Source organism: Qipengyuania sp. NPDC077563 (assembly GCF_044901345.1).
GTDB lineage: Bacteria > Pseudomonadota > Alphaproteobacteria > Sphingomonadales > Sphingomonadaceae > Qipengyuania > Qipengyuania aestuarii.
This window is the reverse complement of record NZ_JBJDPC010000004.1, coordinates 21,067-47,187: the sequence shown is the minus strand read 5'-3', so window position 1 is coordinate 47,187 and position 26,121 is coordinate 21,067. Positions and strand designations below refer to the sequence as shown.

At 59.9% G+C, this 26,121-nt stretch carries 20 protein-coding genes; 8 read left to right on the top strand and 12 right to left on the bottom strand.

What is annotated here, in order from left to right; all coding sequences use genetic code 11:
- Nucleotides 1–2: 2 nt before the first annotated feature.
- The 3 genes from ACI2I1_RS14550 to ACI2I1_RS14540 form a co-directional block, all read right to left on the bottom strand.
- On the bottom strand, nucleotides 3–707 hold the full coding sequence (locus ACI2I1_RS14550; RefSeq protein WP_404679705.1) for a SapC family protein: 705 nt from the start codon (nucleotides 705–707) through the stop codon (nucleotides 3–5).
- A 92-nt stretch (nucleotides 708–799) separates the two neighbouring features.
- Nucleotides 800–3,895 (bottom strand): TonB-dependent receptor, encoded by a 3,096-nt coding sequence (locus tag ACI2I1_RS14545; RefSeq protein ID WP_404679704.1) that lies wholly within the window; start codon nucleotides 3,893–3,895, stop codon nucleotides 800–802.
- Nucleotides 3,896–4,202: 307 nt separating this feature from the next.
- Nucleotides 4,203–6,533, bottom strand: coding sequence for a TonB-dependent receptor (locus ACI2I1_RS14540; protein ID WP_404679703.1), 2,331 nt, complete (start codon nucleotides 6,531–6,533; stop codon nucleotides 4,203–4,205).
- A gap of 461 nt (nucleotides 6,534–6,994) precedes the next feature.
- On the opposite strand from ACI2I1_RS14540, the gene ACI2I1_RS14535 reads away from it, so the two are divergent.
- Both ACI2I1_RS14535 and ACI2I1_RS14530 read left to right on the top strand, forming a co-directional pair.
- Nucleotides 6,995–7,231 (top strand): hypothetical protein, encoded by a 237-nt coding sequence (locus tag ACI2I1_RS14535; RefSeq protein WP_404679702.1) that lies wholly within the window; start codon nucleotides 6,995–6,997, stop codon nucleotides 7,229–7,231.
- A gap of 581 nt (nucleotides 7,232–7,812) precedes the next feature.
- Nucleotides 7,813–8,421, top strand: coding sequence for a DJ-1/PfpI family protein (locus tag ACI2I1_RS14530; RefSeq protein WP_404679849.1), 609 nt, complete (start codon nucleotides 7,813–7,815; stop codon nucleotides 8,419–8,421).
- 141 nt (nucleotides 8,422–8,562) lie between these two features.
- Here ACI2I1_RS14530 and ACI2I1_RS14525 read toward each other — a convergent pair whose 3' ends face one another.
- Entirely contained in the window at nucleotides 8,563–9,714 is a 1,152-nt protein-coding gene (locus tag ACI2I1_RS14525) for a hypothetical protein (RefSeq protein WP_404679701.1), read from the bottom strand.
- Nucleotides 9,715–9,756: 42 nt separating this feature from the next.
- Nucleotides 9,757–10,434 carry a PspA/IM30 family protein gene (locus tag ACI2I1_RS14520; protein ID WP_404679700.1) on the bottom strand — a complete coding sequence of 226 codons (678 nt, stop codon included), beginning with the start codon at nucleotides 10,432–10,434 and terminating at the stop codon, nucleotides 9,757–9,759.
- A 156-nt stretch (nucleotides 10,435–10,590) separates the two neighbouring features.
- Between ACI2I1_RS14520 and ACI2I1_RS14515 the strand changes: the two genes are divergently transcribed.
- Nucleotides 10,591–11,175 (top strand): LemA family protein, encoded by a 585-nt coding sequence (locus ACI2I1_RS14515; protein WP_404679699.1) that lies wholly within the window; start codon nucleotides 10,591–10,593, stop codon nucleotides 11,173–11,175.
- Nucleotides 11,176–11,201: 26 nt separating this feature from the next.
- Nucleotides 11,202–13,187, top strand: a complete 1,986-nt coding sequence (locus tag ACI2I1_RS14510; RefSeq protein ID WP_404679698.1) for a M48 family metalloprotease — start codon at nucleotides 11,202–11,204, stop codon at nucleotides 13,185–13,187.
- Between the two features lie 913 nt (nucleotides 13,188–14,100).
- Here the strand turns inward: ACI2I1_RS14510 and ACI2I1_RS14505 are convergent.
- From ACI2I1_RS14505 to kdpF, 6 genes are read right to left on the bottom strand one after another with little or no spacing between them, the layout of a single operon-like run.
- Nucleotides 14,101–14,781 carry a response regulator transcription factor gene (locus tag ACI2I1_RS14505; RefSeq protein WP_404679697.1) on the bottom strand — a complete coding sequence of 227 codons (681 nt, stop codon included), beginning with the start codon at nucleotides 14,779–14,781 and terminating at the stop codon, nucleotides 14,101–14,103.
- Nucleotides 14,774–17,419, bottom strand: a complete 2,646-nt coding sequence (locus ACI2I1_RS14500; protein WP_404679696.1) for an ATP-binding protein — start codon at nucleotides 17,417–17,419, stop codon at nucleotides 14,774–14,776. Before ACI2I1_RS14500 ends, ACI2I1_RS14505 begins: the two co-directional genes overlap by 8 nt.
- A 10-nt stretch (nucleotides 17,420–17,429) precedes the next feature.
- Complete coding sequence (gene kdpC / locus ACI2I1_RS14495) at nucleotides 17,430–17,984, bottom strand: potassium-transporting ATPase subunit KdpC (RefSeq protein WP_404679695.1); 555 nt, start codon at nucleotides 17,982–17,984, stop codon at nucleotides 17,430–17,432.
- Nucleotides 17,985–18,011: 27 nt separating this feature from the next.
- A complete protein-coding gene (gene kdpA / locus ACI2I1_RS14490; protein WP_404679694.1) occupies nucleotides 18,012–19,670 on the bottom strand; it encodes a potassium-transporting ATPase subunit KdpA in 1,659 nt (552 codons plus the stop codon).
- Between the two features lie 20 nt (nucleotides 19,671–19,690).
- Complete coding sequence (gene kdpB / locus ACI2I1_RS14485) at nucleotides 19,691–21,715, bottom strand: potassium-transporting ATPase subunit KdpB (RefSeq protein WP_404679693.1); 2,025 nt, start codon at nucleotides 21,713–21,715, stop codon at nucleotides 19,691–19,693.
- Nucleotides 21,715–21,804: a K(+)-transporting ATPase subunit F gene (gene kdpF / locus ACI2I1_RS14480; protein WP_197635597.1), complete on the bottom strand. Its 90-nt coding sequence runs from the start codon at nucleotides 21,802–21,804 to the stop codon at nucleotides 21,715–21,717. The genes kdpB and kdpF overlap by 1 nt, the downstream gene beginning before the upstream one ends.
- 238 nt (nucleotides 21,805–22,042) lie before the next feature.
- Between kdpF and ACI2I1_RS14475 the strand changes: the two genes are divergently transcribed.
- Both ACI2I1_RS14475 and ACI2I1_RS14470 read left to right on the top strand, forming a co-directional pair.
- Entirely contained in the window at nucleotides 22,043–22,801 is a 759-nt protein-coding gene (locus ACI2I1_RS14475; RefSeq protein ID WP_404679692.1) for a TorF family putative porin, read from the top strand.
- Nucleotides 22,802–23,284: 483 nt separating this feature from the next.
- The gene (locus ACI2I1_RS14470; RefSeq protein ID WP_404679691.1) at nucleotides 23,285–23,839 is read left to right on the top strand and encodes a DUF421 domain-containing protein; all 555 of its coding nucleotides are present in this window, start codon (nucleotides 23,285–23,287) and stop codon (nucleotides 23,837–23,839) included.
- Between the two features lie 177 nt (nucleotides 23,840–24,016).
- Here ACI2I1_RS14470 and ACI2I1_RS14465 read toward each other — a convergent pair whose 3' ends face one another.
- Entirely contained in the window at nucleotides 24,017–24,721 is a 705-nt protein-coding gene (locus ACI2I1_RS14465; RefSeq protein WP_404679690.1) for a hypothetical protein, read from the bottom strand.
- Nucleotides 24,722–24,777: 56 nt separating this feature from the next.
- Between ACI2I1_RS14465 and gntA the strand changes: the two genes are divergently transcribed.
- Together gntA and ACI2I1_RS14455 are read left to right on the top strand one after the other, a co-directional pair.
- Nucleotides 24,778–25,542 carry a guanitoxin biosynthesis heme-dependent pre-guanitoxin N-hydroxylase GntA gene (gene gntA / locus ACI2I1_RS14460; RefSeq protein ID WP_404679689.1) on the top strand — a complete coding sequence of 255 codons (765 nt, stop codon included), beginning with the start codon at nucleotides 24,778–24,780 and terminating at the stop codon, nucleotides 25,540–25,542.
- Complete coding sequence (locus ACI2I1_RS14455) at nucleotides 25,539–26,117, top strand: DUF1989 domain-containing protein (RefSeq protein ID WP_221542238.1); 579 nt, start codon at nucleotides 25,539–25,541, stop codon at nucleotides 26,115–26,117. Before gntA ends, ACI2I1_RS14455 begins: the two co-directional genes overlap by 4 nt.
- The last annotated feature ends 4 nt before the right edge of the window (nucleotides 26,118–26,121 follow it).

The following is a 26,121-nucleotide window of genomic DNA, read 5'->3' as shown; positions in this document are numbered from 1 at the left end:
GATCAGCTTTCACGCATCCTCTTCCGGCGCACGAGATCGTTCATATTGCCGAGGGAGTGAGCAATCAAAATTGCTGACTGAAGAAAGCCTGATCGGTTGAGTTCGAGCACTTTCTCCTCTGCCAAATTCCGCAATGTCTCGGGCAGGATCGCATGGAAATTGCCGAACTTAACGGTTTTTGTCTCGGACACCTGCACGTTGAGAGGCAAAGGACGGATCAGCCCGGCCTCATCCAGCACCTTGCTCATTTGGCTAGTGCTCTCAAGGCCGGTGTGCACCAAACGTAAGGCGTCGAGCGCGTTTTCCAGCGCCGGAGCGTGGCCGCCGTGGGGCAGGAACAGAGGATCCGAACTCCGCTCATCGTCGGTGATCTTCGGATGGTCGAGAATGACGTGCACGACCGGATCGTCACTACCGGACGTGCCGAGGAGAAACGGTCCCTTCCGGATTAGTGCGGGCACATATCTCGCATCCCACTGGCTGTCCCGTTCGAACAGCAATTCTTGCGGCTCAAGGCCGAGTATCGCAAGCGGCCTGAAGGCTCCCTCGCTGTTCTTGCTGAACAGGATCGGAAACTCCCTCTGTATTTGGGGAATCTCCGGCAATAAAATTTCGACTTGTCCGCATGGATCGCCATGGATCGCCCCAGAGGCGCGACGCAGCCTCAGATCCGCATGGACTACATTGTCGAGTAAGGCGGTCTGCATAGCGGAAAGACTACAAGCTTGTGTGCGGAAGAAAAGGGCCGCTGCCAGTTGGGATCGGCAACGGCCCCTCTTTGCGGTTCCGTGTGCTGGAGTTAGAAGCGGAACCGAGCTCCAAGATAGTAGCGAGGACGTCCCTCGACGATGAACCAGGGCTGGTTCTCCGTGCGAGCGTAGGTCTTCGTATTGGATCCAGTCAGATTGATACCTTCGAATGACACTGAGACATTCTCGGTGATGTCATAGCTGACGTTCAGGTCGAGCTGGTCGTAGGAGTCCACGAAGACTGGGTTGCGCGACGATCCACGGCTGTTGTTCGACAGAAACGCATCACGCCAGTTGTAGGTCAGGCGAGCCGAGAGGCCGAAATTCTCGTAGATCAGCGAGGCGTTGAACGTATCCGAGAGTCCAAGCAGAGCAAACTGATCGGCATCGGTCGGTGCAGTAATGTCGTAACCTACGTCGCCGCGCACCAACGTATATGCTGCGGCAACCCCGACACCGGTGTCTCCGATGAAGTATTGGCCAGCAACTTCCATACCGTAGATGTGGGCTTCTTCACTGTTGACCGGCCGCTGGGTCTGGAACTGGTACAATGGATCGTCGGCATTGGCGACGACGTCGTAATCACCCAGAACTTGATCGACAAATCCCTGGTCTAGACCACCAGCACCCAAATTCGCGTTGAATTGCGTCACGGCATCGTCGAAGCCGAACTGGTCAATCAGCGCAGTTAGAGTGAAGAGGTTGACGTCCGAAAGGTCCAGACCGTTGTCCTGAAGGTAGGTCAGTGCCTGCCCCGACCGCGTGCCAGGCGCGCCGGAACTTGGATCGCGCAGACCGAAGAGATCCTGCGTGACCTGGCCCGTACCGACGAAATTCTTGACCCGCTTGTCGAAGAAACCGATCGAAGCGTAGCTCGACGGGGCGAAATACCATTCGAGGCTCGCATCGAAGTTATCCGAAATGAGTGGGATCAGCTGCGGATTCCCTGCATTGCCCCCCGGGACGCCGCCCAATGCAGTAGGCCGGTTCGGATTACCCGTGCTGGTGGAAGCAAATAGCGAGCCGAAGTCAGGGCGCGCAATCGATCGACCGAAAGAAATGCGGCCCTTCAAATCATCGGTGAGATCGATTGAGAAGTCGAGGGCTGGCAGGATGTGATCGTAGCTGTTGTCGCCGGAAACGGGTTGCTCGTCATCAGAGAGCTCCGCACGGAAGTCATTATCCGCAGTCCAGACGATATTCTGGGGGATGCCCTGGAGCGTAACCGATTCTGAATCCGTACGCTCGTAGCGGACTCCGGCCACGATATTAACGGGCCTGCTCATCAACTCTGTGTTGATTTCCACCTGTCCGTAGACAGCCCAGATATCTTCATCGACATTGTTATCGCTTTGCGACTCCAGCGTTCCCGGAACGCCGAATGCGTTGAACAGGGCTGTTGCGTCGCCGCGGAAAGCTGTCCGCAAGGGGCTTCCTGCGGGAATTCCCGTGTCGAAATCGCGCCACTGACACACGAGACAGAAGGGTTCCAACACGCCAGGAGCAGTTTCCGCGATATCGCCGATATCGCTAACGCCCCAGTCACCTAAGGTATCGTTGGTGCTGGTTGTCCGACTGGACATCGAGGCAGAGCGATAATTCGCGCCAAACTGGACACGGTCGTCGTCGCCCATTTCCCAAATACCATCGAGCCGAATTTCATCGACCGTCTGCTCTTGGAACGCCGTCTGACTTCTCGCGACCTGGGAACCGAGATCGGGAATGTCGAGGATACCGTTGCCATTGCCGTTGACGGAGTCGTCGAAGCTTATGAATTGCTGTGGAAAGCCGTCGACAATGCGAACGCCCTGGTCGACGATACCTTTTTGAGCAATCGCCACGAGCGTCGAGGTGTGACCGAGCGGGTTGTTCGGCTGAGCCTCTGCCTTGGAATGGTGTCCGTCGAGGATGAACGTCAGGTTGTCAGTAGCCTCGTAGGCGACATTCAGGCCAAGTGAATAGAGCTCGTCCTTGGTTGCGCGATATTGCTGCTCGAAGCCGCCGTCCTTCGGGGCGGTGATGACATCGTCGATGAAGATTGCCGTAGCAACCTCGTCGTTACCGTCGAATTCGATCGCGTCGAACGGACGGTTATACCACGTCGTCTGGTCAACGCGCTGCTCTTCAGCCTCGTTGCGGTAGTAGGTCGCATCGGCAGTCACCGACAAGCGATCCGTCGGAGCGAACTGAAGTGTCAGCTGGCCATTGAGACGCTCCCGCTGGAATTCCGAATAGTGATAACGCGTATCATTGGGGATCCCGATCAAGGTTTGCGGATCTTCAGGTGCGTTGGTGATCACCGTGGAGCCGTCAGCACGCCGGAATGTGGTCGATGACGCAAACTCTTCGTAGGTCAGAATATTCCAGTCGTTTGCCGATTCAGAGACGGCCGAGTTGTTGCGCTTCTGATAGCTGCCGAACAGACCGACGCCGAAGGTCGCATCCCTGTTTGTCCAGTTTACCAATCCGGACACTTCAGGCGTAACTCTGGCGTGATCAAATGTGTCGGAGCCGTCGTATACGGCCTTTGCACCGATCGACCCGCTAATCCCCTCGGGTGCATCAAGCGGCCGGCGCGTGACGATATTGATCGCCGCGCCAATGCCGCCACCCGGAATGGCCGCCCTCGAAGTCTTGTAAACTTCCAACCTGCCCACACCTTCGGATGCGAGGTTGGCGAAATCGAAGGAACGGGTGGTGCCGGAGACGAAGTCGCCGTTCTGATCCTGACCGACTGAAGCAATGCTGGCCGTAGGCAGCGTCCGCCCGTTGAGAGTGACGAGATTGAAACCCGGGCCGAAGCCACGAACGGTAACCCGCGAACCTTCGCCATTAACGCGATCGATCGAAACACCCGTGATGCGCTGGAGCGACTCGGCGAGGTTCGTATCAGGGAATTTGCCGATCTCCTCTGCCGAAATCCCATCGACCACGCCCGAAGAGTTGCGCTTCAGGTCGACGGATCGATCCAGAGATGCGCGAATACCAGTAACGACGATTACATCATCGTTTGCCTGCGGCTCAGTATTGTCCTCGACTATCTCCGCTTCCTGCGCAAAAGCAGTGTTAGCGCTAACAAATGTAGTCGCAAGAGCGAACGCTGAAGCGGTGCGAACCGCACGTGAGCGCGTTGAAAAGCCAATCATGTCATCCTCCCACCATATCAGCCGGTTCGCTGATTATTGGTAGCGCTACCTTTTGTGCGCTAAAGGAAGAATAAGGCTCGTTATGCCGAAATGTCAATCACCCTTTATTGAGAGCGCCAATTTCGGCGTTGCTACTTGAGAATAGAGATAATTTCGTAGTGGCCAGGAAGGCGATCGGGATTACCCGAGAGAATTGGCAATTATAGTTATCACAGATACTTGCGGCCTCTGCACGACCGGCCCGGCAGCAGCAAGGAAGAGGCCCACCGAACCAAGGCCCGGCAGGTCTCCTCCCAGAAAATGGCTCTCAATCGCCAATGCGTGCTGTCAGTTCGATTCCGAACAAACGCGGCTCGGCGGGGATGAAGGTCGGAACCCCGAAAGCCCCGCCCGTGTTGCCCGCGTCGAGCAGATAGTCTTCGTCGAAAGCGTTGCGGATGAAGCCCGCCAGTTCGAAGCGATCGTCGGCGAAAGAGATACCCGCACGCGCGTTGACCAGCGTGACCGGCCCCTGCGAGATCAGAGGAGCATTGGGCACTTCGAAGAAGATGCGGCTGCGATAGGTCACGCTGGGCGTCGCGAAGAAGCGCACACCCTCGGCGACCGGGTAGTCGATGGTGAAGCCGCCTGCGGCCTGCCATTCGGGCTGGAGGCGGAAGCGCGCGCCCGAGTATTCTGGCGAAAACGCGCCATCCTCGTCGATCCCGCCGGCGATGTAGCCGACATTGCCGAACACACGCAGCCAGTCATTCGCCTCAAGCGCGATCTCTGCCTCGACACCGAGGTTCGATGCCGCGCCCGCGCTTTCAGTGACGAAAGAACCGGTGGGATTGCCGTCGCCGTCGAGTTCCGCGACCGAGACCTGGAAGTTGTCATACACCTGATAATAGACGCCGAGCGAGCCGGACACGGGGCCCGAGCTGAGCTTGAGCCCGCCCTCGTAGTTCCAGACGGTCTCTTCGGGTATCAGGTCCTGCACACCGGCCGCGCTCACCGGCACCACCGGGGAACGGCGGCCCTTCGATACCGTGGCGAACATGTTCACATCGGGGCTGACACGATAGAGAACGTTGAAACGAGGCAGGACGGCGGTGAAGCTGTCTTCCGCAGTTATCGTCCCGCCCGTATCGGCCTGGCCAGGGACGAGCGGCGCCCCGCTCAGCACCGAATCGGGCACGTCGGCGAAGTAGGACGACTGACGTTTCTCGATCAGAACACGCGCGCCGGCGGTCAGTTCGAGGCTGGGCGTTGCGATGTAGGTGACATCACCGAAAAGCGAATAGCTGGAGTTCTCGCCCTGGTTCTCGAACACCGAGGTGTAGGGGACAGCCGTAGCCGCGCCGCCCGTGGCGATCTCGGTCACACCGGCAGCAGGCACGCTGCCATCGGGCGCAACGCAGGGGATGCCCGGAATCAGCGGCGAGCCAAACAGGCCGGTCAGGCACTGGAGGAAAGTGCCTTCCTCGGTCGAGAAGGGCACGTTTTGCCGCCCGTTTTCGGTGAAGAAGTTCCAGCCGAAAGCCGCGCGCCAGCCGGAATCGGCATAGCTGAACCGGCCTTCGTGACTGAACTGGTCGCCTCCGGCGATTTCGGCGAATTCGAGGAACGGAGCAGCCGAGCCATCGGCATCGAAGACCTCGTCGCTGTCGAACTTTCGGTAGCCGTTGACGGTGGTGAAGGTCAGCGAGTCGTTCAGCTCGATCTGCGCCGTCAGGTTGACGTCGTAGACTTCGCGGTTGAGGCCAAGCTGGTCGTCGCCCAGCGCCTCTGCCGAGAAGGGCGAACCGCCCAGATTTGCATCTTCGAATGCGTTGGCCGCGCCGCCGGGCGCTCCGGCATAGGCCGGGAAGAAGCCGGAAATGAAGGGCGTGCCGCCATGGCGCTGCTGGTCATAGGTACCGACGAGATCGACCGTCACGAACGGGCTCGGCGTGAAGCGCAGCGAACCGCGCACGCCGAACTGGTTCTTCGCGTAGAGCTCTTCTTCCTGGCTCGCGGCGAGGTTCTCGACATAGCCGTCGCGCGTACGCCACTCGGCCGCGATGCGCCCTGCGATCACGTCGTTGCCCAGATTGACGAAGCCCGAAAGCAGCGTCGCGTCGTAATTTCCGTAATTGCCGGTCAGCGCGGCGGACGCGCCCGGCTTCGGCTTGGCCGAGACGAGGCTGATCGCGCCCACCGCAGAGGCGGTGCCGAACAGCGTGGCCTGCGGGCCCTTGATGACCTCCACGCGCTCAAGGTCGTAGATGGCCTGATAGGAACCGCGCGAGCGCGAGATGTCGACGCCGTTGTAATAGAGCGTGACGCGCGGGCCCTGCTGGGCCGAGCCGCTGTCGGACGTGATCCCGCGGATGACGATGCCGGGATTGTTGGCGCTCTGTTCCTGGATGTTGAGGCCGGGCACGTAGTTGGACAGCTCGTCCAGATCGGCCACGCCGAGTTCGGCGATCGCTTCCCCGCTCAACGCGCTGATCGTGATGGGCACGTCTTCTATGCGTTGCTCGACCTTCTGTGCGGTGACGATGATGGTGTCACCCGGCTCATCCGCGTCTTCGGCAATTGCCTCCTGCGCCAGTAGGGGCGCCGGCAGCAAAGCCACTGAAGCCAGCAGAGCGAGGCGATGTACTTTCAAGGGCATCTGTATTCCTTCGGATATCCAACGAGGCTCGCTGCGCGTTAGAAGCCGAAGGTGTCACTTTGCGTGCTGTTTGGTTGCATATTAGGGGCAACGTTGCGGCCTTGGGACGCTCTCGTGACACAGCCGCCAACACCATGCGATCGAGTCTGCACACACGCAAAAGGCGACAACAATATAAGGTTGGGAGCGTGCCAGCGAATTGATGGATAAGTGGCAACACAAAACGGCAGTGCCGATCGGTGGCTAAAGGTGGTGCCCCATAGATGACAAAAAGAGCACTCAAATCAATGGGAAATTTTCTCCCACGTCCATAGCATACGACAGTTACATGCTTAGCAGTGCTTGATGTGACTGAGACGAGGGGAGATGCGATCAGCCTTTGGCGGCACCCTTTGCGATAGTTTCAAAATCATCACATGCTGGTAGGCTGAAGGTGGATGAGGTGAAAGGATGCTGCACGAATGAAAGATATACTCACCCGAAGTGATCGGCGGGTTGCGATCCTTGATATTGAAGCCTCCGCTTTGGGCTTTAGGAGCTATCCCATCGAAGTCGGTGTGGCCCTGGTCCAAGGTGAGCCAAAGCTGATCGAAACCGGGGCAAGGATCATCCGCCCGACAGCCTCGTGGCTAAGAAGTGGTATCTGCGGAGGCAGCCCACGGATTGTCGCTCCAAACTTTAAATCAGCACGGTTATAATCCGGGCGAGGTCTGTGATTGGCTAAATGCCCTTCTCGGTCATCAGGTGATTATGGCCACGGATGCTCCTAGCTACGATCAGGACTGGCTACACAGGCTGTTCGACGCTGCAGGTCGGAAACAGCAATTCACGGTCTATCACTTCGAAATTCTTACTCACGGCTTCAGTGCTGATCAGCATAGACACCTGGCCTACCTATTGAAGCGCGCTCCGATCCCTCGCGCAGCGCGGGACGCCTCTAGGCTAGCCACCAAATTGATGGAGGCCCACTTAGTTTATCCTCCACGCACCGCACGGATGGAACCGACACACTCCGATTGAAGTCGGAGCCCTTACCCGTCTCCAATCACAAACGGCAGGAACGGGGTCGATAGCGGTCGGTCCGGTAATGATAGCTTTACTAGGGAAATCAGCCATTCCGCTAACGACCCGATTTCAGTCATTCTCTGAACCGTCGCTGTTTTCCAATTGCGGACGCATTTTTTCAGCCTTAATCTTGGCTAATGGATGCTCTCGACGTTGCCTTCGTTCTCTTTCCCAACGTAACTCAACTTGACCTGACAGGGCCGGTGCAAGTTCTATCGCGACTGGGCAACACGACCGTGCACCTCGTGGCAAAATCTCTCAAGCCGGTGATGACAGACGCGGGTTTTCGATCAATCCGACCTGCACCTTTGAGGACTGCCCGCAGCCGAATATAGTTTGCGTCCCAGGAGGAGCGGGTGCGGACGACGCCATGCTCGATCACGAATTGATGGCATGGCTTCAGGCAGTCTCGGGAGGAGCTGACTGGATAACAAGCGTGTGCACCGGCTCACTTGTGCTCGGCGCAGCGGGCCTTCTCCGCGGAAAGCAGGCGACCAGTCATTGGTTGTCCCGGCCTGTGTTGGCCGATTTCGGCGCCATCCCAATGGAGCAAAGAGTAGTTGTCGACGGAAAATTCGTGACCGGCGGAGGGGTCACGGCGGGCATCGATTTCGCGCTCACTTTGATGGCGATGATAAGAGGCGAAGAGCATGCCAAGCTGGTGCAGCTGATGCTTGAATACGATCCGCAGCCGCCATTTCTCTCCGGCTCGCCGGAAAATGCTGACCAGCATATCGTCAGGCGCGTTCGCGAACTAACATCAAGATCGCAGGTGGAAAGACAAGCCAAGGTATCGGCTGCTTCCGAGAAACTTCGCATCTAAACAGACTGTCGTAAAACCACCCATCTGTTTAGTTAAAAGTGAAACGCCATTGGCGCCAATAATCGCCGATGGTGATGAATCGGCCAAACGGAACGATAAAGGCCGCACCGCTCGACGGATTAGGAACTTCGTAGACCTAGACTAGCGCCAGAATCTAAATTTTTTCCGCCCGAATGTCCGTCTAGTGAACATCTGAGCGCTGGCGGAAGACGAACCTAGGTCGTAATTGGGGTGCATGGGAGGCCGATTTTCCGCCGAGAGACGCCGACGTTCGGCGAGATGGCGTTCGATGATCGCATCCGCATCGAAGCTGGCATTTGGATGGGCCGAAGGAGAAACGCTGGCCAGTGGCTCGGCAGCGATTTCCTGACTGCTGACCAACTCGGGGCGGTCGAACGGCAGCGCGTAGCCTGCCGGATGAGCGTTGCCCGCCGCCCGCCAACAGAACAGGTCGGCCAACAGTAGTTCGAGTTCGGTTGTTTCCATGCCCAGCAGACGGATCGGCACCCGCATTTCAGTGGGGCCACCGAGCCGGTTGATCGGCGCGCGAAGCACGATGTTCTTGCTCGAACCGGACTGGAAGTACGTCTTCAAATTGAGCTTCGAGCTTTTCTCGACCGTCACGTCGTCCACATCCGCCCACTGCATCCTACCCGTCGAAAGCAGGTGGTGAACCGTCACCTCGCGCGGCGTCCACTCGATCGCCGCGCGATCGCCGAGCAAGCGCGAGGCGACCAGCACCGAAAGCGTGACCAGCACGATACCCAAAATGGTGCCGCCATTGTCGAGCGCACGACCCAACACGAACAGGAAGAAGAGGCCAGCAACCAGCAACACCGCCGCCTGTTGCGTGACTTGCCCGATATCGAACAGGATTCTGGCTTCGCGTCGCACATGCGCGGGAAAAGCGAATCCCCCGTCATCGCTGACACTGGCAAAAGGCGATGGGGCATGAGGCTGGGGTGCCGCTGCTGGATTCGAGACAGAGGCCGCAGCGAAGAAACGCTGTGGCTGCTGACGAAGCGCCTCGATGCGCGCGGCAGCCTGCCTCCGATGATCCCTCCACCAGAATATGCCGCCACCGGCTAAAACCAGGAAGCCCCAGAAGCCGATATATGGAATGGCGCTGACGACTAGGCCGAACAGCATCATCCCCCCGAACCAGTAGAGATAGAGTCGACCCACGCCAGCGCCGATGCCCTTCGACCCCTCGACCGCAATCTTGCTCGTCGTCCGCGCGGTCGTCACGACGCGACTTTCGCGGAAGTCCTCATCCTTGGGTTTCTGGATCATGCTTCGCGGTCCCGCCTGTCCGATCAAGTTCCGAAGATCAGGTCAAGCGGCCTTGCCAGATTCCTGCTTTAGCGCGGCGAGACGTTCGGCTACGGTGGCGCCCTTTTGCATCGTGTCGAGTTCGGCCACGGCGTTGATCGCCTTGGCATCGCTGCGAGAAAATTCGATGCCGCCAGCACCGGTCATGGCGCGATCGAACGCCGCTTCGGCATGGCGAATCTTCTTCTCGATATCGAGCTTGTTGTCCAACCCGTCATCGCCGCCCATTGAGGCGTCGGAGCGGGCTATCGTGAAGGCAGCCAGCGCCTCTTCCATTTCCGACTTGCGGGCCTGCAGTGCGGTCATGCTTTCTTCGAGCTTCTGTTCCTCGATCCGGCTCAGCGCTTGCAGCTTCTCGAGCTTGGCGAACTGGCTTTCAAGATCAACCTGGCGAATGAGCGCACCCTCGGCGAGGTCCTCGCGCCCTTCCTGCAGCGCGAACTTGGCCTTGCCCGTCAGCTCATCGATCTTCGTGCCGATCATCTCCTGCTGGCGCGCGGCTTGCAGGCGACGCGTCATGGCAGCTTCCTTATCGCCGCGTACCTCGTCAAGGGCGCGATCGACCTCGCGGATCGCTTCGCGCATCGTACCATCGGAATTGGCGCGCTCCATCGCGTCGACGGAGTCCTCGATCCGGCCCGAGAGGACGCGGCGTACGCGAGCGAGTACGGATTCAGCCATGATTTCAAACCCCCTGCAGTATGAGTGCGATTATAACACTATTGCCATTCAGATTTTAAAATGCGGTTAATCGGCTAACGATCGGACCGGTAGAAAATTGTTAATTCTCATGAAGTAACCAAGAGCCCGAACACCGCAAGTCGATGGGGGTTGTCGATGGAAACGCTGCTATACGTCGTTCTGGGGCTGGTCGCTGCGCTGATCACGGGCGCCATCTGGCTCTATTTTCGATTTAAATCGATGCACAATATGCTGGTTGCGCTGGACGAGCGCTGCGACACCGCCTTCGCCGATATCGACGTGCACCTGAAGCATCGTCAGAATCTCATACCCAGTCTGCTCAACACGGTGAAGGGCGTGCGCGATCACGAGAAGGACATGGTCCTCGGCGTGATTGAGGCGCGCAACAAGGCGCTGGGCAGCATGAGTGCGGACATTAAGCTGAAGGCCGAGGGCAACCTCACCGCGCGGCTGGACACCCTGATGGCTTCGCTAGACAAATATCCCGAAATCAAGACGATGCCAGAATTCGTCAATTTCCGCCGCGAACTGACCGATTGCGAGAACCGCATCACTTCGGCTCGTCGATTCTACAATCTCGCGATCGAGGAATATAACACGTCGCTGCGCATGTTCCCCGGCAATGTGATCGCTGCGAAGCTGCGCCTCAACAGCCGCCAGCAATACGATCTGGGGATTGAGCGCACGCTGATCGACGAGCCGATGGCGGTCCAGTTCTAACGGGGCGCAGGCCCGGGGGCGGGATCATGGCGAAAGGCGTACCGACTGGCCTCTACGGCTGGATCAGGAGCAATGACGGACGTTCGCTCGGTCTGTTTCTGGCGTTCATGCTCGCCGTCCAACTGATCGCGATCCCGATCCTGTTCCTGCCGCTGGTAATCTTCGACCAGCTTCACGCTCCGTTTCTCAATACGGTCGGCTATCTCGTCCGCTACGCGCCGATAGTTCTGGCGATCTCGGTCGTCTGGTTCGCAGTCAAGTACTGGTGGCATATCGAGACCGTGAAAAAAGCGGTCGGCTTCCACTTTATCGACAATCGCGACGAACCGTATCTGTGCGCGGTGATCGAACCGCTGATCACTACGTGGGGGCTGCCAGTGCCCTTCGTCGGCGTGATCGAGAGCGAAGCGCGCAATGCCTTCGCCTGCGGGATCGGGCGCAAGAAGGCGGTGGTGGTCGTTACCCGGGACCTGATCGACAGTCTGACCCGCGAGGAACTCGAATGCGTGCTCGCTCACGAGCTCAGCCACATCAAGAACAACGACATCCGGTTGATGGCGGCGGCGAACATTTTCATGTCGGCACTCACTGACATGCACAGATCGAACCCGATGCAGGTTACGCCGGTCCACGGATTGATGGCCCTAGCGGTGCCGGTGATGCTGCCGCTCGCGCTGCTCGGCAGCTTCATCGGCGTGGTCGCGCTCAGGGCGGGCCAGATGTCGCGCCTGATGATATCTTCCCGCCGCGAATATATCGCCGATGCAGAAGCGGTCTCGCTGACCAAGAATCCTGGTGCGATGGCCTCCGCCCTGGTCAAGGTCGAGCATGCCTATCGCGTCGAGGGCGCGCGAAACGAAGACGATGCGATGATGATCGCCAGCGATACCGATGGCGACAATGCAACCCACCCGACCGTGGCGCAACGCGTGGCGGCGCTCGCTCGTACGACCGGTTCGATGGTCTTCAACAGCCATTCGTCCCCGCGGTCAGAGGAGTTCGCGAGCAATCCTTCCCTGTCCCAGGCGCAGGCCACCTCCCTGTTGCGCGACCTGCCGCCGATGAGGGCGCTGCCTCGGATCCGTAAGGGTTCGAAGACCAATTGGATCGGGCTCGATAGACTGGCGCAGATTTCAGCCGTCGTGACGACCCTTGGACTCGTTGGGCTTCACTGGTCCGAGATCGACCAGCCGCAAACCATGCTGGCGAAGTTCGATGTGCGCCCAATCAGTTTGGCTGTCGGACGTCCGCTCGCTTGTGATCTGGGCACTCTATCGAAGGAGAGGTGCGACGCAGAGCGCGACGGCACTTACGCTCCGTTCGATGGCCAGAAGAACACGCTTGCTGGCTGGCTGGCCGCTGAACGGAAGCGTCGTCAGACCGAGGGCTATTTGACAACTGACGTATCGCTCGGGACTATGAATGCTTCCGTTGAATACCGGCGTGAATGGATGGGCGTTAGCGGCCGGATGAAAGGGGTGATGGCCAGCTTCTCCAGTCAGGAAGGCAATGATTTCAAATACGCTGACGGTACTTTCCGCAGCGGCATTCCCGACGAAATGAAGATCGCCGAGCTCGAACAGGTCGGCTGCTATAATGGCTATTCGACACCCTACAGTGATCCTGCAGGCGAATTTGCGCTCTACGGCGACCGCCGACTTGGCTACGACATCACCAGCTTCGAGAACCGAATTGCAATGGATTCTATCGCACGGGGCACTCCAGGTAGCGAAGATGAAGCTGAATGGCTGGTCGAATACATCGAAAATCGCGAGTTGAACCTTGCGTATGGATTTTCGAATTGGGGCCGGAGAGGCTTTGAGATGTTAAAAGCAGCCTACGACAACCCAAGTCATGCCGCGATGCTTGATCGGCTGCGCCAGCGTTGGGATGAGCCAGCCTTCCGTTACCGTTTCGATAAAGTGGGCAAAGCCCGCGTCTCCGCTCTTTTGAAGAATTCCAACGAATATGTGCCATGCTTTGTGCTTAGGAGGCTTGATAAATTCCGCTGAAAAAGAGGTGTTGCCATGCCAGTGTGGCTTTTCGATTTCATTGACGAACTGTATGCCTAATCCTGAAAAAGACGACCGTAAACGGTACACTCAACGACTGGCCTTAGGTATTGTGCTAGGCATTATAGTGGTATGGCTTTTTGGCTGAAAAATGCGTCAGCAGTCGACTTTCATCACTGCCGCGCGTTTGTACCAAGTGAACTTGATGAAAGTTGTGACGCGATGGGTAAAGATCGTCGCGTAAGCGCAGAGCAAATTGCCAGCTCTCGGAATCTCCATTTGTAAACGCTCTGGTTGCCCAGCGCTGTCACCTGCTTTGACCACAGTTAGGTTCGTCGGCCTAGAAGCCAACGGAGGCAAGCCAGCATTTGGGCCGACAGCGGACTATCCGCTCTCGGCCTCGCTTTCGGCAATATGGACATCCAGGGGGCCATACGTCCGGTGCGAGATGTTCCTGCTACATGACACACTACACGCGCACTGGGCGCGGTAAACCTCTCCTCCTGGTTCATGGACTAAGGGCGACCTCGGGCTCTTGGGACACGACCTCGCCAACGGCGCAAAGCAGGAGGGCCCTGCGGCAACAGCTGCGACTTTTGTCATCGGCTGGGGTTTCAAGGATCGGTTGTGTCTACCGCAGCAAGCGGATCGCTCCATCAAGGCCTTCTCTGAAGCCACGCTGCACTGGTCGATCATAGCGGACACTTTCCGATGTGGGATCAGCCAGAGGATACCGTTCGCGTGATACTGCATGCATCGCGCATTTTGGGATCAAAATAATGCTGCACCTGAGCGGTTTGCAAAACGATGGCCTGCGCAGGGTTGGTCCCAAGCTGAAGGGAACTGCTGGGCCGTAAGCAGACAGTCCAATGTGACGCTCATATCGGATCAGATCAATGCCGCAGACCTTGGGTTACGGGGCTACGCGATAGCCAACGCCTGGTTCGTTTACGATCAACCTCGGGTTACTCGCATCTTTCTCCATCTTCCGACGAAGGGAACGTATTGCAACCCGCAGATAGTCCAAATCCTGTCGGTGCGCAGGCCCCCAGACGGTCTCGAGCAATCTATCGTGGGTGACCACCCGACCCGGGCGGTCGACCAGCACCCAGAGTAGGTTGAATTCGCGCGGAGTAAGTTCGACTTTCTCGCCCCGCAAAGTGACATAATGCGCCTCGCGGTTGATCGAGCCATCGGCGAATTCCCGCGAAGCGCTGTCGGCGAGAGGCCCCGCCTTACGCCGAAGCGCCGAACGCACCCGTGCCAGCAACTCCTCGCTGTCAAATGGCTTTGTAACGAAATCATCGGCACCCAGGTCCAGCGCAGCGACCTTTTCCTCGGTGGCATCGCGCGCGGTCAGAACGATCACCGCGAGACCCAGACCGGCGAGCTGCGGGATGATCTCGAGCCCGTCGCGGTCGGGCAGGCCAAGGTCGAGCAGCGCCACAATTGGTGACGGCTGAAGCTTTGCGAGCCGTAGTGCCTCGCTTGCGTTCGTCGCCTCGGCATGGCTTATCCCGATGCGGTCGAGCGCGCCGACGAGCAAACGCCGGATCGCGGGCTCGTCGTCGATGATCAGTACGTCGCTACGCATGGTCGGCGGTCTCCTCGGACACGCCCCTAGCCAGGGGCAGCGCGATCGCGAACATTGCGCCGCCGCCTTCGCGATTTTCCGCCGCAATCGAACCACCCACCGCCTCGACGAAGTTTTTCGCAATCCATAGGCCGAGGCCCGAGCCGCCAACGCGATCGGTTCCTTCGAGCCGCTCGAACCGGTCGAACAGCGCAGCAGATTCCGGCGGCAGGCCAGGGCCCCGGTCGAGCACTCGCAACGCCAAGTCATCGTCCCTGCAATCGAACTCAACCAAAATCTTGCTCGACCGCGGCGAGAATTTGAGCGCATTGTCGATCAGGTTGATCAGTACATGGCGGAGCAGCAGAGCGTCGGTATGGATCAAGGGGCAATCGGCATCGATCGCGGTCTCGACCCTCGTATCGGGGCCGGCCTGCCGCAGATCGCGCAGGACCGCGGCGATCACATCGGTCATGTCCACGCTCTCCATGTTGGGCTGGATCTCGCCATGCTCGATTCTCGAGGCTTCGAGCAGATCGTTCAGGAAGCGCTGCAACCGGCGCGATTCCTCACGTGCGATCAGCACCTCGCTGGCAAATGAGCCTTCTGACGGGATCGCGTCTGTCGCGGCGATCACCGACGTTAACGGCGTGCGCAGATCATGGGCGATACTGCCGAGCAGGGCTCCGCGAAGCTGATCTCGCTGTTGCAGAGCGTCGACCTCGCGCGCTCGCGCTTCGAGCACAAGCCGCTCGTGCGCAAGCGCGGTCTGGTCGACCAGCGAGGCGAGCAGCGTGGCATCGTCGGGGCGGATTACGCGCTGCTGCGACGGCCGTGCGATCCCCAGCACGCCCATCATCCCCAGCGCGGTCTTGAGCGGGTGGAATTGCCAGTCGGCTGCGTTCAGTGTGCCTGTGTCGCGGCCCGCTGGCACGCCGTTTTCGAGCGCCCACTTCGCCGCAGCCTCATCGACCATGTCGAGTTGGCGATAGTGTTCGTTGCCGCGCACTACCAGCCCGTCATCCTCGATCGAAACGATGATCGCCTCCACATCGAGCAGGCCGCCGATCTCGCTGCACGCGACGCGCGCAGTGTCGTCCCGGTCGCAGAGCCCGCCCATCAGCCCTGCGAAGCGCGCCAGCGAGGCGTTGAGCCGGGCAACACCCGCGCTGGTTTCGGCCTGACGGCGCACCTTGCCAGCCAGCCCGCCGATGATCACTGCCACCGCGAACAGGACGATAAAGGTCACGACGTCTGCCGTACTGTAGATGTCGAGCGTATAGAGTGGCTGGGTGAAGAAGAAATTGTAGCCCAGCGCCGCCCATATCGACGCCCAGATTCCCGGTCGCATGCCGAGAAAGGTTGCGCTGATAATCACCGGCAGCAGCAGGACCAAGTCGATTGCGCTGCGCGAAATGAGCGGCTGGGCAAAATGCAGCCCGAGGATGGTGAAGGCAACCAACCCAAAGGCGAAGATGTTGTTGCGTTGGGAGTAAGGGTCTTTCGGTTGCGCGGGTTTCTCGTCCGCTTCGTCCACCGGCACGACGTGGACCGAAACGCCCTTGGCCTTGCGGATCACCTCCTGCGCGATCGAGCCGTGCCGCCACTCGAACCAGCGGCTGCGACGGCTCTTGCCTATCACGATCTGGCTCGCCCGCAATTCGCGCGCCTGATCGACCAGCGCCTGGCCTACATCGGTCGCCGCGACCGTCATCAGCGAGGCGCCGAGCGACGATGCGAGCGCGAGATTGTCCGCCAATTGCTCTCGTTGCGCACCGTAAACCGCGCGCGCGCTGCCACTTTCGATCACCACCGCGGTCCACGGGGCGTGCAGCATGTCGGCCAAACGTTTGGCCTCGCGCACAACCTGCGCACCGCCCTTGCCAGGGCTAACCGCCACCGTCAGCCGGTTGCCGAAGACAAAACCGCCACCTTCGCCGCTCAGTTCGAGCTGATTGCTCAGCCGCCGATCGACATTGCTCGCCGCATAGCGCAGCGCAAGCTCGCGAAGGGCGGCGAGTTTAGTGGGGGTGAAGAAGTTGGACAGCGCCTGTCTGGCGGTTTCGGGCAGATAGATCTTGCCCGCTTCCATCCGTTCGATCAGCGCTTCGGGAGGGAGATCCACGGCGATGATCTCGGCGTGTTCGAGGATATTGTCGGGCACTGTCTCGCGCACGCGAACGTGGGTGATCCCCGCAACGATATCGTTGAGGCTTTCGAGGTGCTGGATATTGATAGTGGTTGCGACGTCGATGCCCGAAACGAGTAGTTCGGCGACGTCTTGCCAACGCTTGGGATGGCGACAGCCAGGCGTATTGGTGTGCGCCAGTTCGTCGACCAAAATCAAATGCGGGCGTCGCTCCAGCGCGGCGTCGATATCGAACTCCTCCAGCCGGTGGCCGTCGTGGTCGTAATGGCGGCGCGGCATCACTTCCAGCGGCTCGAGCAACACCGCGGTCTCGCTCCGTCCGTGGGTCTCGGCGACACCCACGACTACGTCGACGCCTTCCGCCTTCCGCCGTGCCGCGTCCTGTAGCATGCGGTAGGTCTTGCCGACGCCGGGTGCCGCGCCGAGATAGACGGTCAGGCGACCGCGTTCCTCGGCGCGAGCGAGCCGCAGGAACCGACTCGCATCGCTGGTGGGCTGATCTTCGACCATCGCGCCTCGCCTATTCTTTCAGGCGGTCGAGCGCCAGATTGAGTTGCAGTACGTTGACGATACGCTCCGGCGCGAAGATCGCGCCAGGCGAGGCGGCCTGCTCCTCGATTACGTCGCGCACCCGAGCCTCGTCGAGCCCGCGCGCAGCGGCAACCCGGTCGGCCTGAAAGAACGTGCCGGCGAGCGAGATGTGGGGGTCGAGCCCTCCACCCGAGGCGGCTACCAGGTCCGCAGGGATCGGCTTCTTAGCGGTCGCGCCGTAGCGCGCGACCGTCTGGGCCGCGCGGGCGGCGAGGTCGGCACTGGTAGGCGAAAGGTTGCTCCCCGCCGCGCCCATCCCGTCGTAACCGGCGGCCGAGGGGCGCGGCCAGAAGTAGCGTGGTTTGGTGAAGTCCTGCGCGATTAACTCGCTGCCCACGGCCTGGCCGTCCACTTCAATGATCGAGCCATTAGCTTGGTAGGGGGCCATGGTCTGAGCGAAGACGAGCATCAGTCCGGTATAGCCAACCACGCAGATGAGTATCGTCGCCAGCCACAGGCGGAGCGAAGGGAGGACATAGTTCATCGTATCGGTTCCTTGTCTGGGCTGCCGTCAGCGCATTAACGTGAGGTGTTCGGCGATGGGGCCGAGGGCGGCCGCGGGGAAGAAGGTCAGCGCGCCGAAGATCAGGATGGTGATGAACAGCATCACGCCGAAAGTGCTGCTCTCCACGCTCAGCGTGCCCGCGCTTTCCGCACTGCGGCGCTTGGCCATCAGCGAACCAACGATGGCGAGCGGAACGATGATCGGCAGGTAGCGGCCGATCAGCATCACCAGACCTGTGGCGATGTTCCATGGTACGGTGTTGTCGCCCAGCCCTTCGAACCCGGAACCGTTATTGGCGGCTGCCGAGCTGAATTCGTAGAGGATCTCGGAGAAGCCGTGCGCACCGGCGTTGTTGAGCGTGTCCTGCCCCCAGGCGGTCGCCGCGAACAGCGCCGTCCCGCCGAGAATGAGCACCGGGTGGCTGATCAGCGCCAGCACCGCCAGCCGCATCTCCCGCCCCTCAATCCGATGGCCGAGATACTCCGGCGTGCGGCCCACCATCATGCCCGCGACGAACACCGCGACGACGATGTAGAGGAACATGTTGATCATGCCGACGCCGACGCCGCCAAAGGTCTCGTTGAGCCACATGCCCGCCATGGGCACGAGCCCAGTCAATGGATTGAGGCTGTCGTGCATCGCACCGACCGAACCATTGCTGGTCGAAGTGGTCAGCACCGCCCACAGCGGGCCGGAGGTGGCCCCAAGGCGAAGCTCCTTGCCTTCGAGGTTGCCGACATCCTGCGCGACCGGCAGGTCCATGAAGGCTTGGGTCGGAGCGGTCTCGAAGCCGACGGACGCGACGATCTTGATCAGCAGCAGCGCCGCCATCACGCCCAACACTACCATCGCATGTTTGGGCCGGCCGATGATCCGCCCGAACATCCACACGCAGGCCATCGGGATCAGGATGATCGCGACCATCTCGAACGCGTTCGACCAGAAGGTCGGGTTTTCCAGCGGATGCGTGGAGTTGGGGCCGAAGAAGCCGCCCCCGTTGGTGCCCAGCTGCTTGATTGCGACGAAGGCGGCGGCAGGCCCGCGCGCGATGGTCTGCGCCACGCCTTCCAGTGTGGTGACCTGCGCTGCGCCCTGCAGCGTCATCGGTACGCCGTTCAACGCGATCACCGCCGCGACGATCATCGCCAGCGGCAGCAACACGCAGAATGAAGCGCGCTGCACGTCGACGAAGAAGTTGCCCATGGTAGGCTTGCGCCCGATGCCCCGCGCCAGCGCAGCGAGAGCGGCGATACCGGTCGCCGCAGACACGAACTGCAGCCACATCAGCCCGCCGATCTGGGCCAGATAGCTCCAGGTGCTCTCGGCAGAATAGTGCTGCAAGTTGGTGTTCGTGGTGAAGCTGGCCGTGGTGTTGAACACGAGGTCCAGGCTTGCCGCGCCCTGACCATCCGGGTTGAACGGCAGCATGTGCTGTGTCGCCAGCAGCGCGAAGACGAAGCCGAACATCACGATGTTGAAGGCGAAAAGAGCGATCGAATACTGCTTCCAGTCCTGTTCTGGCGCGCCGCCGACCGTGCGGACGAAAAGCCCGTCAGCGCTTGCGAAGCGGCCGGAAAAGAGCCCGGCCATGTATATGCCGAGTGGCCATGCCAGCAGCGCGGTGCCGCCGACGATCAGGATGGTGGTGAGAATTGCGGAAAGCATGGGAGTGTCCTTTCGCGGGCCTACGCGAGGCCGAGGCCGGCGACGGCGAGATCGATGAGCTTGATGCCGACGAAGGGGGCGATGACGCCGCCCACGCCGTAGATGCCGAGATTGCGCAGCAGCTGGCTGGCGGCAGGCATCGGGCGATACGCGACGCCTTTGAGCGCCAGCGGCACCAGCAACGGGATGATGATCGCGTTGAAGATGATCGCAGAGAGGATCGCGCTCTGCGGACTTGCGAGACCCATCACGTTGAGCGCACCCAGCGCGGGGTAGAGCACCACGAAGATCGCCGGGAGGATCGCGAAATACTTCGCGACATCATTGGCGATCGAGAAGGTGGTGAGGCTGCCGCGCGTCATCAACAGCTGCTTGCCGATGCCGACGACCTCGATCAGCTTGGTCGGATCGCTGTCGAGATCGACCATGTTGCCCGCTTCGCGCGCGGCCTGCGTGCCGGTGTTCATTGCCACGCCGACATCTGACTGGGCGAGCGCGGGGGCATCATTAGTCCCGTCGCCGCACATGGCGACCAGCTTGCCCTCGGCCTGTTCCTTGCGGATGTAGGCGAGCTTGTCTTCGGGCGTCGCCTCGGCCAGGAAATCGTCGACGCCAGCCTCGGCAGCGATGGCCGCAGCGGTTAGCGGATTGTCGCCGGTGATCATCACCGTGCGGATCCCCATCCGGCGCAGTTCGACGAACCGCTCGCGAATGCCGGTCTTGATGATGTCCTTCAGATGGATCGCCCCGAGCAGGCGGCCGTTCTCGACCACGGCGAGCGGGGTGCCTCCGGCCTGTGCGATCCGATCGGTGATCTTGCGCAGCGCTGATACCGTCTCTTCGGGAAATTCGCCGAGCTTGAGAACCGCGTCGACAGCGCCCTTCCGGATCGTCCGTCCGGGCAGATCGACCCCGCTGACGCGGGTCTGCGCGGTGAAGGCGACCGGCTCGGCATCACCCGGTTGCACATCGTCACCACCCGCCAGCACAATGATTGAGCGCCCCTCTGGTGTCGTGTCGGCGAGGCTCGAAAGACGCGCGGCTTCGATCAGGTCGGCCTCGGCGATCCCGGGAAGCATCACGAACTCGCTGGCCTGGCGGTCGCCAATGGTGATCGTGCCGGTCTTGTCGAGTAGAAGCGTCCCTACATCGCCTGCCGCCTCGACGGCACGGCCCGACTTCGCGAGCACGTTGAAGCGGATCAGGCGGTCCATTCCAGCAATCCCGATCGCGGACAGCAGCGCGGAGATCGTAGTCGGGATTAGCGCCACGAACAGGGAGATAAGCACCGGCACCGCGATCGCTCCCCCGGCATAGCTGGCGAAAGCAGGCAGCGTGCCCACCGCGACGAGGAAGATCAGCGTCAGCCCGGTCAGCAGGATCGTCAGCGCGATCTCGTTCGGCGTCTTCTGCCGGCTCGCGCCTTCGACCAGCGCGATCATCCGGTCGAGGAAGCCGCTGCCCGGCTCGGCGGTCACCTTCACCCGGATTTCGTCCGAGATCACGGTGGTGCCCGCGGTCACCGCCGAGCGGTCGCCGCCAGCCTCGCGGATCACGGGCGCGCTTTCGCCGGTGATCGCCGCTTCGTTTACGGAGGCCACCCCGGCCACGACTTCGCCGTCGGCGGGGATCTGCTGTCCTTCGCAGACCAGCACGATGTCGCCATAGCGCAGCTCGGTCGCCTGGATTTTCTCGGTATCGCCGTTCTTGCCAATCCGCCGGGCGACAAGGCTCTCTTTCGTGTCGCGCAGCGCTTTGGCCTGCGCCTTCCCGCGCCCTTCGGCGAGCGCTTCGGCGAAGTTGCCGAACAGCACGGTCAGCCACAGCCAGAAGGCCAGCTGGGCCTGGAAGCCGATCTCTTGGGCCCCGGTGGCGATCCCTCGCAGCAGGATCACCGTCGCGGTCGCGGAAACGATCGCGGTGACGAACATCACCGGATTGCGCACAAGCGTGCGCGGATCGAGCTTCACGAAAGAATCGCGGATCGCGGGGACGACCAGCTCGCGCTGGAACAGCCCTGTCTGGCCAGAGGCAGCGCGCTCCATCAGAAGCGCTCCGGCCGCAGGAGGACCGCGGTGAGATAGGCCAAGAGCCCGAGCGCCACGAGCCCCACGAGGATGAGATCGAATGTCATGCGAAACAGCTCCCTTATTTGGGAGCCGCTCTGGACCTCGCGCGCATGAAAATTCGCGGGGCTATCGCGTGCGGTGGCATTAAAAGAGCGTGAAAATGCGCCAGCTTCGTTAGGCTTTCATGCGGATTTCACGGGCCACCCCGGCGATCCGCATGGCAATTTAATGGGCGAAATGAGGAGAGACCATGTGCACGGTGCGGCGATGGTCGCCGCACTTTCATCAAGGACAGATTCCCCGATGCGCTTGATCTGCCTCGCCGCCCTTGCGGCCTCGCTCGCTACGCCCGCTTTCGCTCAGGATGTGCAGGAGGAAACCGTCCAGACCGAGGCCGACGCTGTCACGGTCTCGGGCGGAACGGCGCTCGTTTCCTCCTACCGGTTTCGCGGGATCGACCTGTCGGACGAGAAAGTGGCGGTGCAAGGATGGGTCAGCGTCACCCACGAGAGCGGCCTTTATGCCGGCACCTGGGCTTCGAGCGTCGACGGATTCGGCGAGCTCGGCGGCTCCAATGTCGAGTTAGATCTTTACGCCGGCTACAAAACCGAGGTTGCCGACGACGTCACGCTCGATGGCGGGGTGATCTATTATGCCTATCCGGGCTCGACGGGCGGGGAATTCGAGTTCTTCGAGCCCTATGCCAAGCTCGCTCTGGCGGCAGGTCCCGCCGCTTTTACGCTCGGCGTTGCCTACGCACCCGCGCAGGATGTGATCGGGGGCAACGACAATTTCTATGTCTCCGCCGATGCCGCGCTGCCGATCGAGAGGACCCCGTTTGGGCTCGATGCGCATGTCGGCCGGTCCGAGGGCGACACGACGCTCACCCCCGGCGGTGGCTATACGGACTGGTCCCTGAGCGCGAGCGCAAGCTGGAACGCCTTGATCGCGCGCGTCACCTATGTCGACACCGACATCTCCAATTTCAACGCGGTCGCGGCTGGCGCGACACCCGAGATCGTTGACAATGCGGTGGTCTTCTCGCTGACGGCCGCTTTCTGAACTCAAGCCGCGTTGTGCATGATGGCGCTCCGCGAGGAGCTTATTGCCTAATCCTGTGCAGCGCGGTCACCTCTCCAGAGCCATGGCACGTTAAGAGCAAGATCGCACTCGCCATTAGCGACGTGCCCCTCCTCAATGTTAAGTTGCAAAGAAGACCACTTGTGGCGTTTACCTCGCGACCCTCGTACTTCTGGCAATGGGACTCTACCCAGCCTGGCCACAGCCGGGACCGATAGCGCGCGCAATTGGGCGAACAATCTATTCTTGCCGGTCCGCTACCCAGTCGATCAATGAGGCGCGGCCTCCGTCAATTCCTATCACTCGCGGTATTCAGAAGTACCCAGCGGTGACGGTGGGACCGAGGGTGCTAGACCTTCGAATGCGTAGGTAAGGTGAAGCGAAAAGGGGAACTTCGAGGTGTTTTGCTATTTGCCGGGCCAAGCAGGTCGTGTTTTCGAAAGTAGCAGCGAAGGAAATTAACGCATGTTTGGCTTAACAGATTACCCCGATGCAATCCTGCGCGGGTCAGCGCTCGGCATTCTAACGCTGATCTGGGTAATCCTTGTAGTGCGGGTAATCGGTCTTCGAACGTTTTCTAAGATGACCGCTTTCGACTTCGTTATTACGCTTGCTACCGGTTCGCTCCTGGCATCTGCTGCTTCCGTTACGGAGTGGACTGCGCTTGTCCAAGCGTGCAGCGCGATCTTGGCGTTGCTTACTGCTCAAGTGGTTTTGGCAATTCTTCGGCGTGATTCGCGAACCTTCCAGCTCCTCATCGAAAACGATCCCGTCATGTTGATGCACGATGGCAAGATCCTCGAAGGTGCGCTCGCGAAAACGCGTGTTAGCGAAAGCGACGTTCTCTACGAGATACGCTTACAAGGTATCCAAAACATATCCGATGTACGAGCCATGGTTTTGGAGAGTACCGGCGCTATCTCGATCATATCGGGCAAGGCTGACCCAACTGAGGAAGTCATGAAAGAAGTCGATCGCTGCTATAGTCCGGAAAAGCGTCATACCGCTCGCCGGGATTAATACTCGCGGCAGCGGATGGCACTAAGAGGTGCTGCCTTGGACAATTGGATGTATGCAAGTCGCGGAGAACCTGACCAGACTAGGCTGACCTAAGCAGTCACCGCTAGATGCTTTACGATCCGCAACCGTCTCTCGGCTGTAGTTTCGAGAAACAAATCTTCCGGGCCCGCAGATTCCTCACGCAATTATGGTATTATATTGAAATCGTTCTTCGATATCCGCATCGAGATGTCGCGATACATGCCAGTGGTCCATTGCATTCAGCGTCTCGTAGGAGGAAGCCTTGAAGGCCTTTTTCCCCTGTCCTTTGTACGAGGTCACCGGCTTGAACGTGCCTCTAGTGCTGGTTCTCGAAGCGGAGCCAATGCGTGAAATTAAGCCGGCCGGATTCGCCACTAACTCGGCGTGACTGACCAAGAGATGGCCGCGTGCGCGCGACGCGGCGCGAATCCAATTTTGTAATTTGGCAGTTCGCATTGCGATGGCATTGGCGAATGGGCCGCCGGATTCGGGACACAGTTCCTCCAAGATCGGGGAGCCGAATTTCGGATGCTCCCTATCGATACCCCAAAAGTCTTGATCCCAAACAGTGCGCCATTCCGCGCGTATGAATTGGCCGAAGGTCATGGCCTTGAGGTCCGGATGTACATGCCAAGGAGTCGCGTACAAGCTGCGAAGCCAATGGTCGACGCGCCGCGCAATAACGATGACAAAGACATCGTCCGGAATGGTGATCTCGGGTGAAACAAGCCAATGCTTGAAACCGTATTCCTCGGTAAACTGGAGTTCTTTAAGGTTCTGTTCGAGTAACTTTATCAGCGCGTTAGTACCGCTACAGCGCTGACCGTAAACTTGAAAACGCCTGAATTTTCCCTTCTGCAATCTTGATCTCCGTAGTTGCAGGATGCGCCTTAGCCTTCGACTGCACAGGGTTCTGCTTGATCGATGTTGTATGGCCGAAACGAATTGGCCGGAGGATCGTCGGGCAGGCGATGATAGGCCATACAGAAATTCAAAACGCCGCGATTGGGGCTGACGAAAAGCCTGCACTGGTCGATACATTGCGCGAGCACATCTCCGAGGATGGATTTCCATGTGTCGGGGCCAAGTCCGCTCTCGCTACGGGGCGACTGAAGGTATTGACCGCCCGGGCGCTTACCAGTGCATGGAACGACCTGGAAATCCACGAGGCGTTGCTCGATTGGAGCAGCGCCTATGCTGAAGATCCTAGCGGCCTTCGCAGTCTGGCCGTGGTCTTTTCTGGCCCCAAAGACCTGAGCGAAGTGCAGTTCGAAAAAGCGATGTGGGAACGGCTCAATTCGCTTGCTGCAAAAGACGGCTGGCGCGGACAGCGCTACGATCCTCAAGTCAGCAGCGATCCAGCGGATCCTCACTTCTCTATGAGTTTCGGGGGGAAGGCTTATTTTGTGGTCGGAATGCATCCAGGCGCGTCTCGAAAAGCGCGCCGCACGCCGCATCCAACGCTTGTCTTCAATCTGCATGATCAGTTCGAGGCGCTACGGGCATCGCAGCGCTACGAACGTATGCGAGAAACCATTCTGAAGCGGGATATAAAGCTGGATGGGTCGCTGAACCCCATGCTTTCGCGTCATGGCACTGTTAGTGAAGCACGTCAGTATAGCGGCCGTGCAGTTTCAAAAGATTGGGCCTGCCCTTTTTCGGATCCAAGGACCAAATCATGACTCGCATTCCACCACGTACAGGCACCGCGATCGAAATCGCAAAGGGGCAGGTCCTCACTGTGACGGATCCGGAGGGTGGCCAGGTCAGCGACCTGCTGGCAGTGTCGCGTTCTGATCCACTGGAAATCTTATCGAATGGCCGGACCTTTGACTACGAGGAGCGGATCATGCTCACCACGGGTGCGCGCCTTTGGTCGAACAGGTCGAACCCGATGCTCACCATCGTGGAAGATACCGCCCCAGCCCATGATTTCCTGCTTACGCCGTGTTCCGAAGACACTTTCCGGCATTTCTATCCGGACAAGCCGATCCATCGAGGTTGTTTCGGAAATCTGGCGCACGCGCTCGCTCCCTACGGCGTGGCTAGGGACGCCATTCCCACGGCTTTCAACGTATTCATGAACGTGCCGGTCGCTGGCGATGGTACAATTTCGGTCGACCCGCCCCGGTCCACGCCAGGCACATTTACCCGCTTCCGAGCCGAGATGGACCTTGTGATCGGGCTCACCGCTTGCGCCGCCTATGCATCGAATGGGGGGACATTCAAACCCATCGACTTCACCGTGAGCAGCTGACGCG

Bases quoted from the DNA above. Each gene is read 5' to 3' on its own strand.
- ACI2I1_RS14510 (WP_404679698.1), top strand. From the start codon at position 11,202: ATGGCGAAAGGCGTACCGACTGGCCTCTACGGCTGGATCAGGAGCAAT.
- kdpC (WP_404679695.1), bottom strand. From the start codon at position 17,984: ATGAACTATGTCCTCCCTTCGCTCCGCCTGTGGCTGGCGACGATACTC.
- kdpB (WP_404679693.1), bottom strand. From the start codon at position 21,715: ATGGAGCGCGCTGCCTCTGGCCAGACAGGGCTGTTCCAGCGCGAGCTG.
- kdpA (WP_404679694.1), bottom strand. From the start codon at position 19,670: ATGCTTTCCGCAATTCTCACCACCATCCTGATCGTCGGCGGCACCGCG.
- ACI2I1_RS14535 (WP_404679702.1), top strand. From the start codon at position 6,995: ATGAAAGATATACTCACCCGAAGTGATCGGCGGGTTGCGATCCTTGAT.
- ACI2I1_RS14525 (WP_404679701.1), bottom strand. From the start codon at position 9,714: ATGATCCAGAAACCCAAGGATGAGGACTTCCGCGAAAGTCGCGTCGTG.
- ACI2I1_RS14550 (WP_404679705.1), bottom strand. From the start codon at position 707: ATGCAGACCGCCTTACTCGACAATGTAGTCCATGCGGATCTGAGGCTG.
- ACI2I1_RS14500 (WP_404679696.1), bottom strand. From the start codon at position 17,419: ATGGTCGAAGATCAGCCCACCAGCGATGCGAGTCGGTTCCTGCGGCTC.
- ACI2I1_RS14470 (WP_404679691.1), top strand. From the start codon at position 23,285: ATGTTTGGCTTAACAGATTACCCCGATGCAATCCTGCGCGGGTCAGCG.
- ACI2I1_RS14515 (WP_404679699.1), top strand. From the start codon at position 10,591: ATGGAAACGCTGCTATACGTCGTTCTGGGGCTGGTCGCTGCGCTGATC.
- ACI2I1_RS14545 (WP_404679704.1), bottom strand. From the start codon at position 3,895: ATGATTGGCTTTTCAACGCGCTCACGTGCGGTTCGCACCGCTTCAGCG.
- ACI2I1_RS14505 (WP_404679697.1), bottom strand. From the start codon at position 14,781: ATGCGTAGCGACGTACTGATCATCGACGACGAGCCCGCGATCCGGCGT.
- kdpF (WP_197635597.1), bottom strand. From the start codon at position 21,804: ATGACATTCGATCTCATCCTCGTGGGGCTCGTGGCGCTCGGGCTCTTG.
- ACI2I1_RS14475 (WP_404679692.1), top strand. From the start codon at position 22,043: ATGCGCTTGATCTGCCTCGCCGCCCTTGCGGCCTCGCTCGCTACGCCC.
- ACI2I1_RS14540 (WP_404679703.1), bottom strand. From the start codon at position 6,533: ATGCCCTTGAAAGTACATCGCCTCGCTCTGCTGGCTTCAGTGGCTTTG.
- ACI2I1_RS14520 (WP_404679700.1), bottom strand. From the start codon at position 10,434: ATGGCTGAATCCGTACTCGCTCGCGTACGCCGCGTCCTCTCGGGCCGG.
- ACI2I1_RS14455 (WP_221542238.1), top strand. From the start codon at position 25,539: ATGACTCGCATTCCACCACGTACAGGCACCGCGATCGAAATCGCAAAG.